Origin of the sequence: Bacillus sp. IT-79MI2, assembly GCF_949768135.1 — a bacterium.
In the GTDB taxonomy this organism is placed as follows: domain Bacteria; phylum Bacillota; class Bacilli; order Bacillales; family Bacillaceae_G; genus Bacillus_A; species Bacillus_A pseudomycoides.
This window is the reverse complement of the sequence record NZ_CATKPV010000011.1, coordinates 1-19,264: the sequence shown is the minus strand read 5'-3', so window position 1 is coordinate 19,264 and position 19,264 is coordinate 1. Positions and strand designations below refer to the sequence as shown.

Genomic DNA, 19,264 nt, shown 5'->3' with positions numbered 1-19,264 from the left:
TCCCCCTTATTCAACCGTTAATGTAATATTGTCAATTAAACGTGCATTATCAAACTTCACTGCAATTGCAAGAATAATACGCTCACCAATTGTTTCAACTTCCGTCAAAGTTGGGTACGCATATAGATCTGCATAATCGACGATACCTTGTGTATTTTCCTCAATATATTCTTTCACAAGACGTGTAATGATTTGCGGATTACGCTCTCCAGCTTCAATTCGTTTTTTCGCTATACATAAGCTTTGATATAAATGTGGTGCTTCCTCACGTTCTTTTTCTGATAAATATACATTACGAGAACTTCTTGCTAATCCGTCTTCTTCCCTAACGATATCAACAGGTACAATTGTGATTGGAATATTGAAATCACGTACAAATCCTTGGATAACAGCGACTTGCTGTGCATCTTTCATACCGAAGTAGGCACGCTTTGGCATTGTAATATTAAATAGTTTCATCAATACAGTCGCAACACCTGCAAAATGAATCGGTCTTTGCTTACCACATAATACGTCTGTACGCTTTATAACTTCAACCTTTGTTGTCTGTTCTGCAGGATACATTTCTTCTACGCTCGGATAAAATAAATAATCCACCCCGGCTTCTTTTGCTACTTTCTCATCTCTCTCGATATCCCGAGGATAGCGATCTAAATCTTCATTTGGTCCAAATTGTAATGGGTTTACAAATACGCTTAAAATAACAACTTCATTTTCTTCCCTTGCTTGACGTAATAAAGTTGCATGCCCTTCGTGTAAATATCCCATCGTTGGAACAAAACCGCTATCTTTACCACTTGCACGAATTTCACTAGCAATTTGCTGCATCTCTTGCACTGTTGTTACAATTTTCATCACTGTTTCCCTCCGTATAATGCTACACATTCTTCCTCTTTCATTGTGAATGAATGTTGTTCTTCCGGAAATTGTCCTGCTTTTACTTCAGCAACATATTGCGCGATTCCGCGTACAATTTCTTCTTGAACTGATGTATATTGTTTCACAAATTTTGGAACACGTTCCACTCCATACGAAATGAGATCATGATAAACAAGTACTTGACCATCTACTTTACTACCTGCACCAATACCTATTGTAGGAATCGTCAGCTGCTGTGATACAAGCTCTGCTAATTGCATTGGTACGCATTCTAAAACGATTGCCATTGCACCAGCCTCTTCACATTTCTTAGCATCTTCTAACAATTTCTTTGCACTTTCAGCATCTTTCCCTTGCACTTTATAGCCACCTAATACACCTACAGATTGAGGTGTTAAACCAAGATGGGATACAACAGGAATTCCTGCATTCGTTAAGAAGCGAATGATTGATACTACCTCATCCGCTCCTTCTACTTTCACTGCATGTGCTCCGCTCTCTTGCACGATGCGGCGCGCATTATGCATCGTTTCTTGCAAAGATACATGGTAAGACATAAACGGCATATCCGTTACAATAAAAGTTTCCTTTGCTCCGCGGCGCACTGCTTTCGTATGATGAATCATATCATCTACCGTTACTGGAATGGTTGAATCGTATCCAAGTACAACCATTCCAAGGGAATCCCCTACTAAAATCATATCGACTTCAGCTTCTTCTGAGAGCTTTGCAGATGGATAATCATACGCAGTAAGCATCGTAATCGGCTCACCTTTCTCTTTCATTTTTAAAAAATCTGTTGTCGTTTTCAAAAACTACTCCTCCTTTATTCAGGAGAGAGGAGATGGCCGAAATCATATAAAAAAACCATCTGACCAAAAAAGGGCAGATGGGTTGTGTTAGTCGGCAAAATTCATCCCTCTGTCCCAGTCCGTTGTTGGATCAAGGCAGAATCCAAATTATTTTTCTTCATTGCTTGAAATAATGGTGCAGTTCACTCAGATACTGCCCATATTCGAACTAATTATAGCAAACTAAGAAATAAAATTGCTACATTTTTTCGAAAAAATAATTTTCTATTTCTATTACGGTATGTGAAATTTCAATAATAACAACGAATATAACAGTAAACAATTCTTACTGTCATCCAATATACAAATAAAAAGAAGCTCCCAAGCAGGAACTTCTCTTTACTTAATTTCTATATCAGCAGAATGAATATGATGAAGTTGACCTTTATCATCTTCTAACATAAGTACACCATCCGCTGTAATTCCTTTTGCTACACCTGTAATCGTATCTTTCATCGTTCGGGCCGTAATTTCTTTTCCAATACTTATTGCATAACTTTCCCAAAGAAGTTTAATAACCGAAAAACCATTCTTTACATATTCTTGATATAACTTTTCCATTTGTAAAAAGATCTGTTGCATAAGCTCTGCTCGCACAATTGGTTTTTTTGATTCAATTGCTAAAGATGTTGCAATTTCTTTAATCTCATCTGCAAAATGTTCTTGCCCTTGGTTTGCATTAATTCCAATTCCCATAATAACAGCATTAATCTTATCTGGGTCAGCCTGCATCTCTGTTAAAATACCGACAGCTTTTTTTCCTTCAATTAAAATATCATTGGGCCATTTAATCCCCACATTCACACCTGTACATTTCTCAATTGCTTGCGCTACACTAACAGCTGCTAATAAAGTAAGCTGAGGGGCATGATGAACGGGAATAGCTGGACGTAAAATAATACTCATCCAAATCCCTGTCCCTTTTGGTGAGTGCCATTTTCTACTCAAACGGCCGCGTCCTGCTGTTTGCTCTTCCGCAACGACAATTGTTCCCTCCGCTGCCCCTTCATAAGCAAGTTTTGCTGCAATATGCTGCGTAGACTCTACAGATTCTTCAAAATAAACAGTTCTCCCTATAAATTCTGTCTGTAAGCCTAATTGAATTTCATTCGCTGTTACTTTATCTGGCTTACTAGCAATCCGATATCCTAGACGACGCACAGCTTCTAGTTCATATCCTTCGCTCCGAAGATCCTCCATATGTTTCCAAACAGCGGTTCTTGAGCAGCCAAGCTTGTCACTAATTGTTTGACCAGATACAAACTCGCCATCTGCTGCAGAAAAAATCTGCAGCAATTGTTTTCTTATAGTAGATTGCATCCTTGTAGCCACTCCCTTATTTTCTCTTTCTCATTTTCTAATCGTTCTTGTAAAATTTCTTCTTCGATTCTTTGCAACACTTCTGCCACCCATGGTCCTCGCGCTTTTTCTGTCCAACCTAACAAATCATTGCCGCTTACTTTCATTTCCTGACGATTATGAATGGATAATGAACCAAATAATGACTGTACCTGATTTACAGAAGATATATCATATTTTTTTATAATAGCTTGATATACTCTTTCCGCCATTAAAGCAGTATGTAAACCTGTCTTGTATAGAAAAACTGCATCCCAAGACTTTGTTTTTCTAGAGCGGATTGCTAATATAACAGCTACAATATCTTTTATTTTTTTGTTTGAAAATTTCCATTGACGTAAGAAAACTGCTGGATGTTCTTCACCAATACAATATAAGAAAAATGCCCACGCCTCGATATCGGTTTCAAAAGAATCCCAGTTATATTGCATAGCTTTTAAAATTCTTTCTTCTGACATTTGTAAATATGGTAAGTGCGTAACTAGTTTCGTCTCTACTAGTTGTTGAAGCCCATTTACACAATATTTACCCGTCAACAGCTTTTCAAACTCAACTGTAATTCTTTCAATCGCTATATGTTCCAGTAAATGCCCATACTCTTCAATCGCACGTTTCGTTTGTTCCTCTAAAAAGAATCCTAAAGTACTAACAAAGCGAATACCCCGCATCATACGTAGTGCATCTTCTTGAAAGCGATCCGCAGCATTCCCTACTGTTGCAATTTCTTGTTTACGAATTGCCTCTTGCCCTGCAAACAAATCAATGATGTTTCCTTCTTCATTCATCGCAATCGCATTCATAGTAAAATCTCGTCGTTTTAAATCTTCTTCTAATGAACGAACAAACTGAACACTACTTGGTCTGCGAAAATCTTCATAACCACTCTCCGTTCGAAATGTTGTCACTTCATACGGAACACCTTCTTGAACAACAATAACCGTACCGTGTTCAAGACCAACAGGGACATGTCTTGGGAATAAATGCATCACTTCTTCTGGAAGAGCTGATGTTGCGATATCAATATCACCAATTGGTCTATTGATAATAAAATCACGCACACTTCCTCCAACAAAATATGCTTCATGCCCATGTTGTTTCAATGTCTCAATAATTGCTCCAGCTTGTTTAAATCGTTTCATTTTTGTCATCCCTTAGTATGTCATAATAAATTGCCTCATATTGTGAAACAATATTTTCCGAACGAAATTGCTCATATACAGCTTCCATGGCGCGCTGTGCCATATTTTGATGGAAATCGTCGTTTTTAAGCAATTGTATCGCTTGCTTAGCTATACCTTTGATATCTCCAACTTCACATATATATCCCGTTTCACCATGTTGAATAACTTCTGGAATACCTCCAACACGCGTACCAATACATGGTACACCACACGCCATTGCTTCTAGTAAAACGAGGCCAAAGCTTTCTTTTTCTGATAAAAGCAACATTAAATCGCTCATTGCAAGAAGCTCAGCAACATTATCCTGTTTTCCTAAAAACAAAACATGTTCTTCAATATGTAAGCTTTTCACCAACTGTAAAATTGTACAAAATTCTGGTCCATCACCAACAAGTAATAATTTCGCTGCCACTTCTTTTACAATTTTAGCAAATGACTGGACAACATCTTGTACACGCTTGACCTTGCGAAAATTCGAAATATGAATTAATACCTTTTCATCTTCACGTATGCCATACTCTTTTTTTAGTTGGGACATATCTCTCTTAAAATAGACACGCTCATCAATAAAATTATATACAGTCTGAATTTCTTTATTTGGCTTTACAAGCTCATGTGTTTCTTGAATTAACGAGTGAGATACAGCTGTAACAACATCAGATTGCTCAATACCAAACCGTATTAAATTATTTAGAGAAGGATCTGAACCAAGTACAGTAATATCAGTTCCATGTAACGTCGTAACGATTTTAATATCGTCTCCAATCATTTGCTTCGCTAAGTATGCACAAATTGCATGTGGTATTGCATAGTGTACATGTAAAATATCCAAGTTTTCTCTCTGTGCAACCTCTGCCATTTTACTTGCTAATGCTAAATCGTAAGGTGGATATTGAAAGACAGAATATTGATTTACCGTTACTTCATGAAAATAAATGTTTGGATATACTTTATTTAATCGGAATGGAACTCCAGAGGTAATGAAGTGAATTTCATGACCTCGTTCAGCCAATTGTTTTCCTAATTCAGTTCCTACAACCCCAGAACCACCAATAGAAGGATAACATGTTATACCTATTTTCAATTTCATTTACATCCCCCTATTAAATCAGCATGTAATAAAACTGGCTTTTTACTCATAAATCCTTCAGCATACATAACTCCAACTTCTTTTCCAAACATTTTCTCACGAGCGATTACTGTTTCGACATACCCTTCTGTTAAAGGTGTCTTCACACCATCACTTCCTGCTGTAAATTGGCTTTCATAGGCTTCTAACGCGGCTATCTTTTCAGAAAGATGTTCGCTAATATCAATGCAGAAATTCGGTTTATGAAAACCATTAATCATATAATAATAAAAAGATTGTACGCGATGTGGTGACATTTCTGGCATATATTTACGAACACCTGCTGAAAACACAGCTTCTTCCACGAGTTTCGCACAATTCGCATGGTCTGGGTGGCGATCTTCATAGTATGGTGCAAAAATAAGCGTTGGCTTATATGTCCGAATAATTTTTACGATTTCTCTTATATATTCTTCTTTCATATACAGACCGCGGTCTGGCATTGCTAAATTGATTCGCTCTGTCACTCCCATGATACGAGCGGCTACTTGCGCTTCTTCTTTTCTTAGTTCAACCGTCCCATTTGAGGATAAATCGGCTTCTGTCAAATCACAAATGCCAACTTCATATCCTTGTTTTGTATATTTGGCAATAGTGCCAGCCATGCCGATTTCAACATCATCGGCATGAGCACCAAACGCTAATATATGTAATCCCCTCATAATTTGTTCCCTCATTTTCGTAACTTTCGGTAGTCTAAATCTCCTCGTTCTAATGCATGCATTAACATCTCAGCACTTGCCATATTCGTTGCAAGCGGAATCGCATACACATCACATAAACGAAGCAATGCATTTACATCTGGCTCATGTGGTTGTACTGTTAGTGGGTCCCGAAAGAAAATCACCATGTCTAAATCGTTTTTTGCAATCATTGCACCAATTTCTTGATCGCCGCCAAGAGGACCAGATTGATATCTTGTGACTGTAAGTCCTGTCGCTTCCATAATGCGAAGGCCTGTTGTTCCCGTAGCAAAAAGTTCATGTTGTTCAAAAATTGGTTTATATGCGTATGCAAACGAAACTATATCATCTTTCTTTTTGTCATGTGCAATTAAGGCAATCTTCATCCGTCTTCCCCCCTTTAATCGATGATCTTCTCTAATCCATATACAAGATGGTCAAGATTCATTACTGTTTCAATAGATAATTTTACTCCAGACATAAATGATGCTCTGTTGAATGAATCATGACGAACTGTTAACATCTGTCCGTCTCCGCCAAACAATACTTCTTGATGCGCAATAAGCCCTGGTAAACGCACGCTATGAATATGAATACCATCTACATTTGCACCACGTGCTCCTTTTAATTGTTCTGTTTCATTTGGATGACCTTGTTGTTTTGGTTCACGATTTTGACGAATTAAATCTACCGTTTTTACAGCTGTACCTGATGGTGCATCTAATTTTTGATCATGATGTAGTTCAATCACTTCAACATCTTGGAAATATTTCGCTGCCATTTGAGAAAACTTCATCATAAGTATTGCACCAATTGCAAAGTTTGGAGCAATAATAGTACCTACCTGTTTTTCTTTCGCAGTGTCTGTTAAATGCTGAAGTTCTTCTTCTGTAAACCCTGTCGTACCAATAACAGAACGAAGACCATGTTCAACAGCGAGTGTAACGTGTTCTTTGCCGACTTCTGGTGTCGTTAAATCTAGCAATACATCCGCTTCTACTTCATTTAAACAAGTATGTAAATCCGCATAGATTGGTGCATGTAATGTAGGCATTCCAGGAAGATTTGAAATCATTTCACCACCATGCTTATAATCAACTGCTGCTACTAATTGAAAATGTGGTGTTCTTTCCATTAGAAGTACTGCTTCGTGTCCCATACGTCCTCTTGGTCCAGCAATAATCACTTTAATATCTTTCATTATTCTTTCTCTCCCTCTTCAATACGTGTCCAGCGATCTTTATCACGTGTATTAAATTTATCCATTACAATGTTATGTGCTGTTTCTAAATCAATATGTAAGCTATTTGCCATGCAGATCATAACAAATAATACATCTCCAAGTTCTTCTTCAATTGTTCGTTCTTTTTCAGTCGTTTTCTTCGGTTTCTCACCGTAATAGTGGTTCACTTCCCTTGCAAGTTCACCCATTTCTTCTGTCAAACGAGCCATCATTGCAAGCGGACTGAAATAACCTTCTTTAAATTGACTAATATATGCATCTACTTCTTTCTGCATATCTTTCATCGTTTTTTGTTCCATGTTGTTCACCTCTAATCCTTCCTCTTTCATGTTAGCCAATTCATGGCGATTTGACAAATATTATTCCTCTTTCGTCCCTATTTGCCACGTATTTTGGGATAGACTATAATAAAGTGAAACTTTCTTTTGCAAATGTTCTTCTTGCAAAAGATTAGTTGAACCAATCGGGCTCTTACGGTTGGTTAGTCTTTTCTTTTCTTCTCGCCTTCGCTTCCTACCAACCGTTGGAGCGGGGTAAAGTGAAACTTTCTTTTGCAAATGTTCTTCCTGTAAAAGGTTACCTCTTACCAATTACAATCATACAAGTGACTTACTATTCTTATCGTGTTTCTTCGTCATTAGCTATTTCAACGGAGCGAAGTAACAATTACATATTAGGGGGCTTGCTACATGAAAACCAACTTAAAGATTCGAAACATTATATTTATTTTGATTGGTTCCGCTATCTTTTCTTTTGGCATCGTAAATATTAATATTGAAAATCACTTAGCAGAAGGTGGCTTTACAGGAATTACGTTATTGCTTTATTTTCTCTTTTCGCTTGATCCATCTTATACAAACTTAATCTTAAACATCCCTCTCTTTTTTGTCGGTTGGAAATTACTCGGCCGAACAACTTTCTTATACACATTAATCGGAACGTTTAGCGTCTCCTTATTTCTATGGATTTTTCAGCGCTACGAATCATTAAATTTACATTTAAATTTGCAAAATGATATGACATTAGCAGCCCTGTTCGCTGGAGCATTTATTGGGATTGGTCTCGGAATTATATTCAAATACGGTGGAACAACTGGTGGCGTCGATATTATTGCTCGATTAGCTCATAAATATGTTGGCTGGAGCATGGGAAAAACAATGTTTATGTTTGACGCTATTGTCATTGTCATCTCCATTCTTACATATCTATCTTATCGCGAGGGCATGTATACGTTAGTTGCGGTCTTTATCGGAGCAAAGGTCATTGACTTTATGCAAGAAGGAGCATATGCAGCAAAAGGGGCAACCATTATTTCAGATAAAAACGACGAAATTGCTGCCAAGATTTTATCCGAGATGGAGCGCGGGGCAACCTTTTTAAAAGCAGTTGGCTCTTATACAAAGATTGAGCGAAACGTACTTTATTGTGTTGTGGCAAAAAATGAAATCGTAAAACTAAAGAATATTATTACTTCAGTAGATCCTCATGCATTTGTTGCAGTAAGTGATGTACATGATGTAGTTGGTGAAGGCTTTACATTAGACGAAAATAAAAATCCATTACATAATTAAACATGCTAGATTTCTAACATTACTACACTTTCCAAATACACAACTTAAAAAGCTATCGAACCCGATAGCTCTTTAAGTTGTAAACCACTATAAAGAAAACTTCTACTATATATACTTCCTTAATTTTTCTAAATCCTCATAAATCAAATCCAACAAGCCTCTATTATAAAAAATTGATGCTGGATGAAATGTCGGAAAAATATTATATATCTTCTCGGTCCATATAAAATCTGTACTTTGATTATTTTTTAGTCTTCGTACTGGCTGCTGCAATAATTGCCCATGAACATCAGTAATCTTTTTATCTGGTCCCACTAAACGCTTTAATGCAATATTTCCAAGTGTGACAATAACCGGTGCTTGCACATGTTCCATCTCATAATCTAACAAAGGAGCATGTACAAGTATTTCTCTCTGATTTGGGGTTCGATTATATTTCTTCTGAGCAACTTGCCCGCTCCGCTCTCTTTTCTCTCTCCATATATAAGGCCGGCTACGTACAGTGCTCGTAATATATACGTCTTCCCTTGTAAGGCCGATACGTTCTAAAAATCCCATTAACTCCTTACCTGCTCTTCCACTAAACGGAATGCCATTATGAATTTCTGTTTCTCCTGGCGCTTCTCCAACAAGCATTAGTTTCGGATTTTCAGGACCTTGTCCACATAAAAAACCTTCTAATGGATAGGGAGCACTAAGTTTTTTCACATGCAGTACTAATGAATCTGGATATTGCATTTCCATCACCTTCACTCATAATCACTTTACCTATGCTTCTTATTATTATAACTTGCTCTTTAAATTTCATTATGCTACTTTTTATCAATTTACAATAATAAACAAATTATAAAACAAAATTCATCGCTTCTCTCTGAAACTTAAGGCTTAAGTCTTACTGTCCACAAATAGCGGGATAAAGAAAAAGACTATCGAAATCGATAGTCTTTAATCATCGCTACGCTGCATCCCTGTATAAACTAATACTAGACGAAGCAATTCAAATACCGCTACTGCCGCCGCTGCAACATATGTTAAAGCTGCTGCATTTAATACTTTACGTGCTTGCCCATATTCGTCTGTTGATACAATTCCAAGTGCTTCAATTTGCTGCATTGCACGTTTGGAAGCATCAAACTCAACCGGCAATGTAACGAGCTGGAAAACTACACCTGCTGCCATTAAAATAATCCCTAGTAACAATAGCTTTGTCATCGATGCAAATATACCAATCATAATGAACACCCATGACATGTTCGATCCGAAGCTTGCAACTGGAACTAAAGAATGACGAAAACGCATAAACTTATAATCTTTCGCATCTTGAATCGCATGCCCTACTTCATGAGCTGCTACAGCTGTTCCAGCAACTGAATGACCATAATAGTTATCAGTTGACAAGCGAACCGTTTTGGCTGTTGGGTCATAGTGGTCTGACAAATGCCCTGGTGTTTCTTCCACAGCTATGTTATACAAACCATTTTCATCTAAAATTTTCCGAGCTACTTCCGCTCCTGTCATACCCGATGTTGAATACACCTGTGAATATTTGCTATAAGCACTGCGTACTTTTGACTGTGCATACAACGGTATGATCATAATGATCGCGAAATAAACTAAATAAAAAGCCATTATGAACCTCCATTGAAGTCGTAATTGTAGTACTATCCATTCTATTTTCTTCTTTATATATTGTCAATAAAGAAACCTTACAATCCTTGTCTATATTAGTGATCTTATCGATTTTTAGAATGTATCCCACTGGTACGCTTCGCTTTCTCTCCCTTATATTTTCTCCAACCAACGTACGTTAATGTAAAGAAAATAAGTCCACCTGTAATTGTCATAAACCATATGAGAGAAGAGTCCACTTCATCTTTCTTTGCTGTTTGAAATATTTTTTGTAAATCTCCTTTTATAATCCCTACTTGCATTTGTCCACTTTTATTTTTTAACATCACATTACGAAATTCATCCAAATACGATAAATGCGCATTTACACGCTGTGATTGATTTTCCGGCAATGCAATCATTAAACTTGGATAAATCACATCAAATTCATGCAAAAATGTATTTAATGATTGTTGGAATCGTTCATCATCTTCTGTTTGAAGTGCCTTTTCAACTTTAGCAAAAGCCCCCATAACACGTCCTTCTCGTTCTATCCAAAGCGGTTGATACTTAGATACTTCCGCATCTACCACCAATTGTAGTGCCAATACATCATCTATTTTTATTTGCTGATCTAAACTTTCTTCCCCAAGCGATCGCTGTGCCCTGTCATACGCTAAAGAGATTACCCGAAAATGCATGGGTGTTAGTTTATTTTCCTTTTCATTCTCCCGCAATACAAATTGTTCTGAAAAATGTTGCAATACTTGCGTTGCTTTCTTATATTCTTCTTGTTTTACAAGTTGCAAGGAATCATCTAATAGCCCCGTTAACTCATTCCATTTTTCAGCGTATATACGTACTGGAAACAATATAATCAGAAATGCTATCATTCCAATTAAGACTCTCTTCATTCCGGTCCCCCCTATAACTACTAGTACAAAATATGTTAAGGTGGACAAGAATAGAACAGAACGAAACCGAAAAATATTTTATGAATAAAGATTTTCCATTGAAGACTTCCGCTTTTTTAATAAATATCTATACATACAATAACAAAAAGCACTCCCACATAAAATCAATATTAAAATTACACATGCTGCATGCATAAAAAACTGTTCTGGTAGCATTAAAATAATAGGGTCTGTTTCACTATCAAATTGCCAATAATCATTGCTAAAAAGAAGTTTATGGAATAGTACAAAACTCTTTTCAAAATTAATTGCAATAGGCAACGTAAGCGCAATCGGAAATATAATGGTCAAAATTGCACCATGTAATAAAAACTTCATCTTTCGTTTACGCAATAAATACCCCCCCCCCAATAAAGCAATACTGAGCGCCATACACATCCCGTATTGAATCTTCACTAAAATATTTTTCACATCAACAAAATGAATTCTTCCACTTGTTGACATATCTAGTGTAGGCAATTGTAATGATTCATGATAAAAAGGAGAAAGGTATGTCATCAGTACATCATAGTTCTTCTTAATTTCTGATTCTGTCATATTTGCTAAATCTGATATATTTAAAAAATGTATATCTGCATAATATAACCATTTCCCATATACAACAATTGTAGTTGCAATAGCAAAAATAGAAAATGCTATACAGTATGAGACAATAGTAGTTATCAAACGATCGAATATTCTTACACCTATCTTATTTTTATTCATTTTCTTTCCCCAATCCCTCATTTAATTTCATAACGAAAACTGTTTTCGATTTTTTCTCAAACAACAATAGTATGTAATAGCTAATACAACAATACTTAGCCAAAATGTAAAGTAACCAATCTGTTCTACAAACAAATGCATAATACCATATCTCGGCATTTGCCAAAACAAATAGTCGATTACATCATTATGTAACGTCCATATACCTGCTACAATAAAATGCCACTTTTTTATACGATAAAACGGGGCATATAATAAACCTTGTATAGCCATTGCAAAATGAGAAAGTACCAACATATAACTTATAAACTCAAGATTGCCCTTAACCATAAACATAATGCCATTTACAACAACAGCCCAAATACCATATTTCATTAAGGAAACGATTGCCAAAGCTTCTATTAGTCCCCAATTTTTATTACACAAAAAGGCTAGTAATACAAAAACAAAGAAGAAACTTGCAATAGGGCTATCAGGAACAAATGGCCAGAATATCAATGAAGTTTCCATCAGTTGATCTCCATACCAAATAAAACCATATATTGTCCCTAAAATGTTAATGATGAACAAAAGTAGTAAAACCGAACGCTGTCTTAATAACGCATACACGTAGACCAATATGTATATACAACACCTTTCAAACAAAGTAACTTTTTTATTCTCTAAAACGCTATGCTTTTATTATAGCAAACTTTGTGTTACAAACAGAAAGGCTGACTACAAATTCGTAGTCAGCCTTCAATTATTTTTTATTATATTTCGTAATAAATTCTGAGAGCTTCTTCAACTCCTCATCTGTGCCCTTAAATACGCCTTTAGGCATCGCACCTTTTCCATCTTTCGCAATCTTTGCAATTTCTTCTGGTTTTAATGCTAAATTCTGCAGCGCTGGCGCCGCTGCACCACCTTGCAAGTTATCACCATGACATGTTAAACATGTATTTTTTTGCATCAATTTATAACCTTCATCATTTTTATCTACTGGTGTCGTTTTCACAATTGCACCTTGTTTTTTTGCAGCTTCCCAGTCATGATGTGCCACAGACTCCCATGTTAAAAAGATGATAGAAGCAATTGCTAAAAGCATGAATCCAGTTGCAACTGGACGTTTCAATGGACGTCTTTCAGGACCTCGATCGAGAAATGGCGCCAATAGTAATGCTCCAAATGCAATCCCTGGCATAATAAACGCGCCGATTACAGTAAATGAGCCTGATGCATATGAGTACTTTAAAAGCTGATACAGAAATAAGAAATACCAGTCTGGAAGTGGTATATATCCTGCATCTGTAGGATCCGCCATTCTCTCAAGTGGCGACGGATGCGCCACCGTTAAACATAAATAACCGATTAAAAAAACCGCACCAACCATCCATTCTTTCAACAAGAAGTTCGGCCAAAACGCTTCTGTTTTCCCTGGGTATTCAGAATAATCTTTCGGGATATTCGGTTTACGTGCTACAGGTACTCGTGAATCTCCCACAAACTTCATCCCTTTGCCGCGATGCATAATCTCCCTCCTTCAATTCAGTTTTTCTCCTATTCTTTCAAATTAGCAATCTCTTACTTATAGCGGACCAGAAATACCTTGTTTGCGAATCATGATGAAGTGGAAGGCCATTAAGCCTAGAAGTGCTGCTGGTAAGAAGAAGACGTGAATAGCAAAGAAGCGAGTTAATGTTTGAGCCCCGACAATTTCGGAGTGACCAGCAAGTAATGTTTTAATATAAGGGCCGATAAGCGGTGTTTGCTCCGCAATTTGAATCCCTACTTTTGTTGCAAATAACGCTTTCATATCCCATGGTAATAAATATCCGGTAAAACCAAGACCTAGCATAACAAAGAAAATAAGAACACCGACAATCCAATTTAATTCACGAGGTTTCTTATATGCACCTTGGAAGAAAACCCTAAGTGTATGTAAAAACATCATTACAATTACAAGGCTGGCACCCCAATGGTGCATGCCACGTACAATTTGTCCATACGCAACTTCATTTTGTAAATAATAAACCGATTCCCAAGCATTTTTAATATCCGGTACATAATACATTGTTAAAAACATTCCTGACAAAATTTGAATTACAGTAACAAAAAACGTAAGTCCTCCAAAGCAGTAGACGAATGCAGAAAAGTGATGTGCTGGATTTACATGTTCGGGTACTTCATGGTCGGCAATATCACGCCATATCGGTGTAATATCTAACCGTTCGTCCACCCAATCATAAATTTTATTTAACATCTATTTCGCACCCCCTCTTGGCTTTGCTTTTCCTAAATAAAGCGTTCCATCCTTCACTTTGGATTCATACACATCAAGTGGAGCAAGAGGCGGCGTTCCCTTTATGTTTATGCCATCTTTTGTGTAACGTCCCCCGTGACATGGGCAAAAAAATTGATTAGGATGCGACTTGTCTGAATTCCAGTTAACCGTACACCCTAAATGTTTACACACTGGAGAAAACGCTACAATGTCTCCGCTTTCATCTTTATGCACCCAAGCAGATTTTGGTTCTTCGGACTTGTACCATCCATCAACCTGCTTTACCTTAAAGTCAAAGCGTTTTGGTTCTGTTGTAATCTCTTTAACTTGCGCAACAGCAACCATCTCTCCCCCCGCTTCTTTCCTTAAAACTGGATCAAGTGCAAAGCGCGTCATTGGCATTAAAATTCCAGCTGCCATAAAACCTCCTACACCTGTAAGCGTGTAGTTTAAAAATTGTCTTCTTGACACACGATGTTCTTTCTCGCTCACGAAAATTTCCCCCCTCTATCAGAAATTGTCCCCTCGTGACAAAACAGTATAAAAAAATAAAAACTAGGACACTATCATGATATAATACCCACATGCGCAGGTCAATATCATACTACTCATAATCATAAGAACTATCTGCTTATTTTTTATTTTCCCACTTTTCTGTCAATAATTCCATTATATTTTTTACATGCGCATGAATTACTTCTCTTTTCGCTTGATCACTAAATTCCTCTAGCAATAAAGCAGGTAACCAAAACAAATGACCTGGTAACGTATCTACACCCTCTTTCCATGCAAAGTCACTTGTAACATAAGCAATATGTTTCAATCCTTGCTCCTGCAAATGACTTGTCCAATCTTGTAAACGCCCTTGCTCTTGCTTTTGCTGCTCCGTTAAGTACGTAAACGGCGGTAACAAAAACACTCTTCCTTTATATTCTCTTTCTAACTCCATGCTTAAAGTTTCAATAAATTCCCCTTGCGCTACAACACTCTTCATTTCTTTTGCTACTGAAATAGAAAGAAGGGGTATAATACCAGTATCCACATACTCTCTAGCTTGTTCAAATTGCTCCGCATCTTTTACAACCCATTTCATCATAATTCCCTCCTTTGCCCATTATCCCATTCTAAATGACAGAACTTTCACTTTATATCTATTAAACCATACTAAAACAGGTAAAAAAAGAAAAACTACCTATATTAGGTAGTTTTTCTTTAAATAGTTAGAAATTTGTCAAAATTAAATAAAATGAACATTCCTTACAGGCTTTTCAATTCCTCTGTTAACTTACAAAAAGCTTCCTTATCTTGATTGTCCAGCGCTTCATCAATTTGCTTTAAAAGTCGATCTCTTCGAAATGAAAATACACTCTCTTCTAAAAATCGTTCTGCAAGTAAACGATCTTTTTCATTTACTTCAATATGCTTTGGCAAGTACGGATTTTCTTCTAATACTGCTACATAATTTGCATTTTGGAACGATGATTTAAAATTAAGTTGAATATAAATATCCTCATCTCGATTTAAACGAATGTCATGAAATGATTTTTCTGCATCCGTCGTCATAACATTTTGTTTAAAGAAGTGAAACGGTGTATCTTTCACACAATTTGCTGACATCACTAAACCACGAGGGCAATATTTTGCATGTTCTACGAAGTGGACTTTGTGCATTAATTGATCATGACTCATTAAATAATTTAAAATCCATACACATTCACGCTGTTTCAGTTGATAATTGTTTAAAAACCATTTTACAAAATCCTTCTTCTCGTTTACAGAAACAGGGGTATTCATAGCGCTCAGTCCCTCCTCTGTCTTTCTCTTTTCTTATTTAGATTCAAGAAGCAGCATTCACTTTCCTTCCAACTTATGAAAAATCCTCTAAATTATATAGCAATTCTTCGATGTGAATTTGTGTTGGATCCAGTTGTAGTAAGCGTGTAAACACTTCTTTCGCTTCCTTTCGCAATCCTTCTTCTAATAGGAAATAACCGTACTCTTCCAAGAAATCCGAATGATTCTTAAAAGAAGTATATGCACTCTCATAGTGTTTTAATGCATCAGAATACATTTCTAATTGTTTTTTCGCAAATGCCAGATCCCAAAGTAATTGTGTATCTTGTTCTCCACTATCCATTGCATTTTCTACAACAACAATTAGTTCTTCATATTTCTCTTGTTCTTTTAAGATATATGCATATTTTAATATCGCACCTAAATGTCCTGGATCAATCTGTAATGCTTTTTGAAGCAATTCTTCTGCTTCTGCTAATTTCCCTATCTTCGCTGCAATATTTGCAAGTTCTGCATAAAGAGGCACAGATAATTCATCAATTTTAATTCCTTCATGAAGTGTTTCATAGCTTTCTTGAAGCATTCCTTCTTTTTCATAACATTTAGCCAAATACATATATAAGGATGCATATTCTGGGTCTAGTTCTTTTAATTCTTTCCAAGCTCCAATCGACCTTTGATACTCTTCACCTTGATAAAGTGTAAATGCATACCCAAATAAAGAATGAATATCTTTTTGTTCTTCTAATCCTTCTTCATAGTACGTAATCGCTTCTTCCCAGTTTCCAATTGCACTTAGCGTTTCAGCTAAGCGAAGAGCAATTACAACGCCTCCCATTACTTTGTGATCAGAAAGTAATGACTGATAATAAGCAATCGCTTTTTGCTCCTCACCTTTACTGCTATAAAGTTCTGCTAGTCCAAAAGTAATAACAGGCTCTTCTGGCATCATTTCTTTTGCTTTTAATAGTTTTTGCTCTGCAACATCATCGAAGCCCTGCATTTGAAATAGATCCGCAACAAGTAGTAAAGATTGAACATACAGTTCATCGTCTTCAGAGATATCATGAAGCACTTCAATTGCCTCATCTTCTTTATCTAAATCAATATATAATTCTGCTAAAAATATTGTAAACTCACTTTCTTCTGGATATAACAAACGTAAATCTTCTGTAATCGCTAACGCTTCATCAATAAATCCAAGCGTATGATAGTAGCGAGCAATATCATACTTCTCTTCATCTGTCCCTTGTTTTACCAATTCTTTTAATTGTGTTAATCCTTTTTCCGCTTCCCCATTTTCAATATAAGAAACAGCCTGTTCAAACTTTTGCATAAATGTCTCCTTTAATTCTTATAATATTCTCTTCTGTTCATTAATCATAAACAACAGTTGTCATGTAAGCAACTCAAAGGAGCAGAAAAGAATCTTCACAGAGATTCTAGCTGCTCAAAAAAATTCGGATAAGATATAGCGACTGCGTCACCGTTTTCCATTTGCACTTCTCCTTCTGCTATACAAGACGCAATTGCAAGCATCATGCCAATGCGATGGTCCCCATGACTATTAACAATATTCCCTTGTAACTTCTGATTCCCATTAATAATCATACCATCTGGTGTCGCTTCAATTTTCGCTCCCAGTTTTCGAAGCTCATCAACAACCGTATTGATGCGATTCGTTTCTTTTACTTTTAACTCCTCTGCATCTTTAATAATTGTTGTTCCTGTCGCCTGTGTCGCCAGTAAAGCAATAATAGGAATTTCATCAATTAACCTTGGAATAAGTGAACCGCCAATTTCAATTCCTTTCAGTTCAGAAGTTTCAATTGTAATATCTCCACATGGTTCAAACTCTTCATTTCGAACATTACGAATTGAAATAAGCGCTCCCATTTCTGATAACACATCCAGAATCCCTGTTCTTGTTGGATTTAAACCAACATTTTTCAATACAAGTTTACTATTTGGTACAATTGCACCCGCTACTAAGAAAAAGGCAGCTGAAGAGACATCACCTGGAACCTCTATTTCCATTCCTACAAGCGATTGCCCCCCTTGTAAAGAAACAGTTCGCCCTTCTACATTCACTTCACAACCAAATGCACGCAGCATTCTTTCCGTATGATCACGAGATTGTAACGGTTCTATTACTGATGTCACCCCTTCTCCTTGCAATCCTGCAAGTAAAATAGCTGATTTTACCTGCGCACTTGCTACAGGAGAATGATAGTGTATACCTTTTATGTTTCCTCCACGAATCGACAACGGCGTATATTGTCCATCTTCCCGACCTTCAATTTGTGCATCCATTTCACGAAGAGGGGCTGTAACACGTTTCATAGGACGTTTTCCAATAGATTCATCCCCAATTATAGTACAATGGAAAGGAGCATTCGCTAAAATACCGAGCATGAGACGAATAGTGGTTCCTGAGTTCCCTACATCTAGCACCTCTTTCGGTTCCTGTAATCCAGCTAATCCTTTTCCATATACAATGACATCGTTACCATCTTGCTCAATCATTACTCCTAATTTCCGAAAGCAAGCAATCGTACTTAAACAGTCTTCTCCTAATAAAAAATTTGAAATTTTTGTTGTTCCCTCTGCTATCGCTCCAAACATCACAGCGCGGTGTGAAATAGATTTATCTCCAGGCACAGCAATCGTTCCATTCAAACCATTTTTCCGCCTTATGAGTCTCCTCATTTTTATCACCCCTATTAAAAATAATATATACTTTTGTACACCTATATCATCTCTATATATCCATTTTGATTTTCCAACATATAAGTCGCGGCTATGAAAACAAAAGAAGATCCCCACTCATTTTCTCTCTTTGTTTTCACTTGGCATGGGACTGAAAAAAGCTCTAACCACTTCTATGCACGACCGGATCCTCTCTCCCTCCTAAAAAGAAATGTTTATGGCAGTTTTCCAATTTGTATGTATATATCTTTATTGTACTGCTTTCCTTCTTCATCGCGCAAATATGTATAATCTAAAAGAAAACGACTCCTATAA

Annotated in this window: 22 protein-coding genes; 1 reads left to right on the top strand and 21 read right to left on the bottom strand. The window is 36.6% G+C overall.

Annotated features, from left to right (window positions below; translation table 11 throughout):
• Positions 1 to 6: 6 nt before the first annotated feature.
• The 9 genes from panC to ACM6HU_RS00145 form a co-directional block, all read right to left on the bottom strand.
• A complete protein-coding gene (gene panC, locus ACM6HU_RS00185; RefSeq protein ID WP_088094040.1) occupies positions 7 to 855 on the bottom strand; it encodes a pantoate--beta-alanine ligase in 849 nt (282 codons plus the stop codon).
• Entirely contained in the window at positions 855 to 1,691 is an 837-nt protein-coding gene (gene panB / locus ACM6HU_RS00180) for a 3-methyl-2-oxobutanoate hydroxymethyltransferase (RefSeq protein ID WP_003196375.1), read from the bottom strand. Before panB ends, panC begins: the two co-directional genes overlap by 1 nt.
• Before the next feature lie 378 nt (positions 1,692 to 2,069).
• The gene (locus ACM6HU_RS00175) at positions 2,070 to 3,050 is read right to left on the bottom strand and encodes a biotin--[acetyl-CoA-carboxylase] ligase (RefSeq protein ID WP_016114113.1); all 981 of its coding nucleotides are present in this window, start codon (positions 3,048 to 3,050) and stop codon (positions 2,070 to 2,072) included.
• Positions 3,035 to 4,228 (bottom strand): CCA tRNA nucleotidyltransferase, encoded by a 1,194-nt coding sequence (locus ACM6HU_RS00170; protein WP_414847942.1) that lies wholly within the window; start codon positions 4,226 to 4,228, stop codon positions 3,035 to 3,037. Before ACM6HU_RS00170 ends, ACM6HU_RS00175 begins: the two co-directional genes overlap by 16 nt.
• Positions 4,215 to 5,360 carry an N-acetyl-alpha-D-glucosaminyl L-malate synthase BshA gene (bshA, locus tag ACM6HU_RS00165; RefSeq protein ID WP_016114111.1) on the bottom strand — a complete coding sequence of 382 codons (1,146 nt, stop codon included), beginning with the start codon at positions 5,358 to 5,360 and terminating at the stop codon, positions 4,215 to 4,217. Before bshA ends, ACM6HU_RS00170 begins: the two co-directional genes overlap by 14 nt.
• Positions 5,357 to 6,061 (bottom strand): bacillithiol biosynthesis deacetylase BshB1, encoded by a 705-nt coding sequence (bshB1, locus tag ACM6HU_RS00160; protein WP_016114110.1) that lies wholly within the window; start codon positions 6,059 to 6,061, stop codon positions 5,357 to 5,359. The genes bshA and bshB1 overlap by 4 nt, the downstream gene beginning before the upstream one ends.
• 11 nt (positions 6,062 to 6,072) lie before the next feature.
• A complete protein-coding gene (mgsA, locus tag ACM6HU_RS00155; RefSeq protein WP_414847941.1) occupies positions 6,073 to 6,468 on the bottom strand; it encodes a methylglyoxal synthase in 396 nt (131 codons plus the stop codon).
• Positions 6,469 to 6,482: 14 nt separating this feature from the next.
• Positions 6,483 to 7,283, bottom strand: coding sequence for a 4-hydroxy-tetrahydrodipicolinate reductase (gene dapB / locus ACM6HU_RS00150; protein WP_003206495.1), 801 nt, complete (start codon positions 7,281 to 7,283; stop codon positions 6,483 to 6,485).
• Positions 7,283 to 7,624: a nucleotide pyrophosphohydrolase gene (locus ACM6HU_RS00145; RefSeq protein WP_044880798.1), complete on the bottom strand. Its 342-nt coding sequence runs from the start codon at positions 7,622 to 7,624 to the stop codon at positions 7,283 to 7,285. The genes dapB and ACM6HU_RS00145 overlap by 1 nt, the downstream gene beginning before the upstream one ends.
• Before the next feature lie 390 nt (positions 7,625 to 8,014).
• Between ACM6HU_RS00145 and ACM6HU_RS00140 the strand changes: the two genes are divergently transcribed.
• Positions 8,015 to 8,896 carry a YitT family protein gene (locus ACM6HU_RS00140; RefSeq protein WP_088094037.1) on the top strand — a complete coding sequence of 294 codons (882 nt, stop codon included), beginning with the start codon at positions 8,015 to 8,017 and terminating at the stop codon, positions 8,894 to 8,896.
• 105 nt (positions 8,897 to 9,001) lie between these two features.
• Here ACM6HU_RS00140 and ACM6HU_RS00135 read toward each other — a convergent pair whose 3' ends face one another.
• The 12 genes from ACM6HU_RS00135 to aroA form a co-directional block, all read right to left on the bottom strand.
• Complete coding sequence (locus tag ACM6HU_RS00135) at positions 9,002 to 9,640, bottom strand: uracil-DNA glycosylase (protein ID WP_016114107.1); 639 nt, start codon at positions 9,638 to 9,640, stop codon at positions 9,002 to 9,004.
• Between the two features lie 201 nt (positions 9,641 to 9,841).
• Entirely contained in the window at positions 9,842 to 10,525 is a 684-nt protein-coding gene (locus ACM6HU_RS00130; protein ID WP_016114106.1) for a zinc metallopeptidase, read from the bottom strand.
• 104 nt (positions 10,526 to 10,629) lie between these two features.
• On the bottom strand, positions 10,630 to 11,418 hold the full coding sequence (gene ypjB, locus ACM6HU_RS00125) for a sporulation protein YpjB (protein ID WP_088094036.1): 789 nt from the start codon (positions 11,416 to 11,418) through the stop codon (positions 10,630 to 10,632).
• Between the two features lie 78 nt (positions 11,419 to 11,496).
• Positions 11,497 to 12,183 (bottom strand): TIGR01906 family membrane protein, encoded by a 687-nt coding sequence (locus tag ACM6HU_RS00120; RefSeq protein WP_016114104.1) that lies wholly within the window; start codon positions 12,181 to 12,183, stop codon positions 11,497 to 11,499.
• Between the two features lie 27 nt (positions 12,184 to 12,210).
• Positions 12,211 to 12,801, bottom strand: a complete 591-nt coding sequence (locus ACM6HU_RS00115) for a DUF1405 domain-containing protein (RefSeq protein ID WP_033671036.1) — start codon at positions 12,799 to 12,801, stop codon at positions 12,211 to 12,213.
• 124 nt (positions 12,802 to 12,925) lie between these two features.
• Positions 12,926 to 13,693 (bottom strand): menaquinol-cytochrome c reductase cytochrome b/c subunit, encoded by a 768-nt coding sequence (gene qcrC, locus ACM6HU_RS00110; RefSeq protein WP_016114102.1) that lies wholly within the window; start codon positions 13,691 to 13,693, stop codon positions 12,926 to 12,928.
• A gap of 57 nt (positions 13,694 to 13,750) precedes the next feature.
• The gene (gene qcrB / locus ACM6HU_RS00105) at positions 13,751 to 14,425 is read right to left on the bottom strand and encodes a menaquinol-cytochrome c reductase cytochrome b subunit (protein WP_000932700.1); all 675 of its coding nucleotides are present in this window, start codon (positions 14,423 to 14,425) and stop codon (positions 13,751 to 13,753) included.
• On the bottom strand, positions 14,426 to 14,938 hold the full coding sequence (gene qcrA, locus ACM6HU_RS00100; RefSeq protein ID WP_003196349.1) for a menaquinol-cytochrome c reductase iron-sulfur subunit: 513 nt from the start codon (positions 14,936 to 14,938) through the stop codon (positions 14,426 to 14,428). It abuts the gene before it with no gap.
• Between the two features lie 139 nt (positions 14,939 to 15,077).
• On the bottom strand, positions 15,078 to 15,539 hold the full coding sequence (locus tag ACM6HU_RS00095) for a YpiF family protein (protein WP_033671035.1): 462 nt from the start codon (positions 15,537 to 15,539) through the stop codon (positions 15,078 to 15,080).
• 164 nt (positions 15,540 to 15,703) lie between these two features.
• Positions 15,704 to 16,240 carry a ReoY family proteolytic degradation factor gene (locus ACM6HU_RS00090; protein ID WP_003206504.1) on the bottom strand — a complete coding sequence of 179 codons (537 nt, stop codon included), beginning with the start codon at positions 16,238 to 16,240 and terminating at the stop codon, positions 15,704 to 15,706.
• A gap of 73 nt (positions 16,241 to 16,313) precedes the next feature.
• Positions 16,314 to 17,576: a tetratricopeptide repeat protein gene (locus ACM6HU_RS00085; RefSeq protein WP_016114100.1), complete on the bottom strand. Its 1,263-nt coding sequence runs from the start codon at positions 17,574 to 17,576 to the stop codon at positions 16,314 to 16,316.
• A 95-nt stretch (positions 17,577 to 17,671) separates the two neighbouring features.
• Positions 17,672 to 18,955 carry a 3-phosphoshikimate 1-carboxyvinyltransferase gene (aroA, locus tag ACM6HU_RS00080; RefSeq protein WP_375337741.1) on the bottom strand — a complete coding sequence of 428 codons (1,284 nt, stop codon included), beginning with the start codon at positions 18,953 to 18,955 and terminating at the stop codon, positions 17,672 to 17,674.
• Positions 18,956 to 19,264 lie beyond the last annotated feature (309 nt).

What these genes read in the sequence shown, in the direction of transcription:
- panC (WP_088094040.1), bottom strand. Translation starts at nt 855, where the DNA reads ATGAAAATTGTAACAACAGTGCAAGAGATGCAGCAAATTGCTAGTGAA.
- ACM6HU_RS00175 (WP_016114113.1), bottom strand. Translation starts at nt 3,050, where the DNA reads ATGCAATCTACTATAAGAAAACAATTGCTGCAGATTTTTTCTGCAGCA.
- ACM6HU_RS00170 (WP_414847942.1), bottom strand. Translation starts at nt 4,228, where the DNA reads ATGAAACGATTTAAACAAGCTGGAGCAATTATTGAGACATTGAAACAA.
- bshA (WP_016114111.1), bottom strand. Translation starts at nt 5,360, where the DNA reads ATGAAATTGAAAATAGGTATAACATGTTATCCTTCTATTGGTGGTTCT.
- bshB1 (WP_016114110.1), bottom strand. Translation starts at nt 6,061, where the DNA reads ATGAGGGGATTACATATATTAGCGTTTGGTGCTCATGCCGATGATGTT.
- mgsA (WP_414847941.1), bottom strand. Translation starts at nt 6,468, where the DNA reads ATGAAGATTGCCTTAATTGCACATGACAAAAAGAAAGATGATATAGTT.
- dapB (WP_003206495.1), bottom strand. Translation starts at nt 7,283, where the DNA reads ATGAAAGATATTAAAGTGATTATTGCTGGACCAAGAGGACGTATGGGA.
- ACM6HU_RS00145 (WP_044880798.1), bottom strand. Translation starts at nt 7,624, where the DNA reads ATGGAACAAAAAACGATGAAAGATATGCAGAAAGAAGTAGATGCATAT.
- ACM6HU_RS00140 (WP_088094037.1), top strand. Translation starts at nt 8,015, where the DNA reads ATGAAAACCAACTTAAAGATTCGAAACATTATATTTATTTTGATTGGT.
- ACM6HU_RS00135 (WP_016114107.1), bottom strand. Translation starts at nt 9,640, where the DNA reads ATGGAAATGCAATATCCAGATTCATTAGTACTGCATGTGAAAAAACTT.
- ACM6HU_RS00130 (WP_016114106.1), bottom strand. Translation starts at nt 10,525, where the DNA reads ATGGCTTTTTATTTAGTTTATTTCGCGATCATTATGATCATACCGTTG.
- ypjB (WP_088094036.1), bottom strand. Translation starts at nt 11,418, where the DNA reads ATGAAGAGAGTCTTAATTGGAATGATAGCATTTCTGATTATATTGTTT.
- ACM6HU_RS00120 (WP_016114104.1), bottom strand. Translation starts at nt 12,183, where the DNA reads ATGAATAAAAATAAGATAGGTGTAAGAATATTCGATCGTTTGATAACT.
- qcrC (WP_016114102.1), bottom strand. Translation starts at nt 13,693, where the DNA reads ATGCATCGCGGCAAAGGGATGAAGTTTGTGGGAGATTCACGAGTACCT.
- qcrB (WP_000932700.1), bottom strand. Translation starts at nt 14,425, where the DNA reads ATGTTAAATAAAATTTATGATTGGGTGGACGAACGGTTAGATATTACA.
- ACM6HU_RS00095 (WP_033671035.1), bottom strand. Translation starts at nt 15,539, where the DNA reads ATGAAATGGGTTGTAAAAGATGCGGAGCAATTTGAACAAGCTAGAGAG.
- ACM6HU_RS00090 (WP_003206504.1), bottom strand. Translation starts at nt 16,240, where the DNA reads ATGAATACCCCTGTTTCTGTAAACGAGAAGAAGGATTTTGTAAAATGG.
- ACM6HU_RS00085 (WP_016114100.1), bottom strand. Translation starts at nt 17,576, where the DNA reads ATGCAAAAGTTTGAACAGGCTGTTTCTTATATTGAAAATGGGGAAGCG.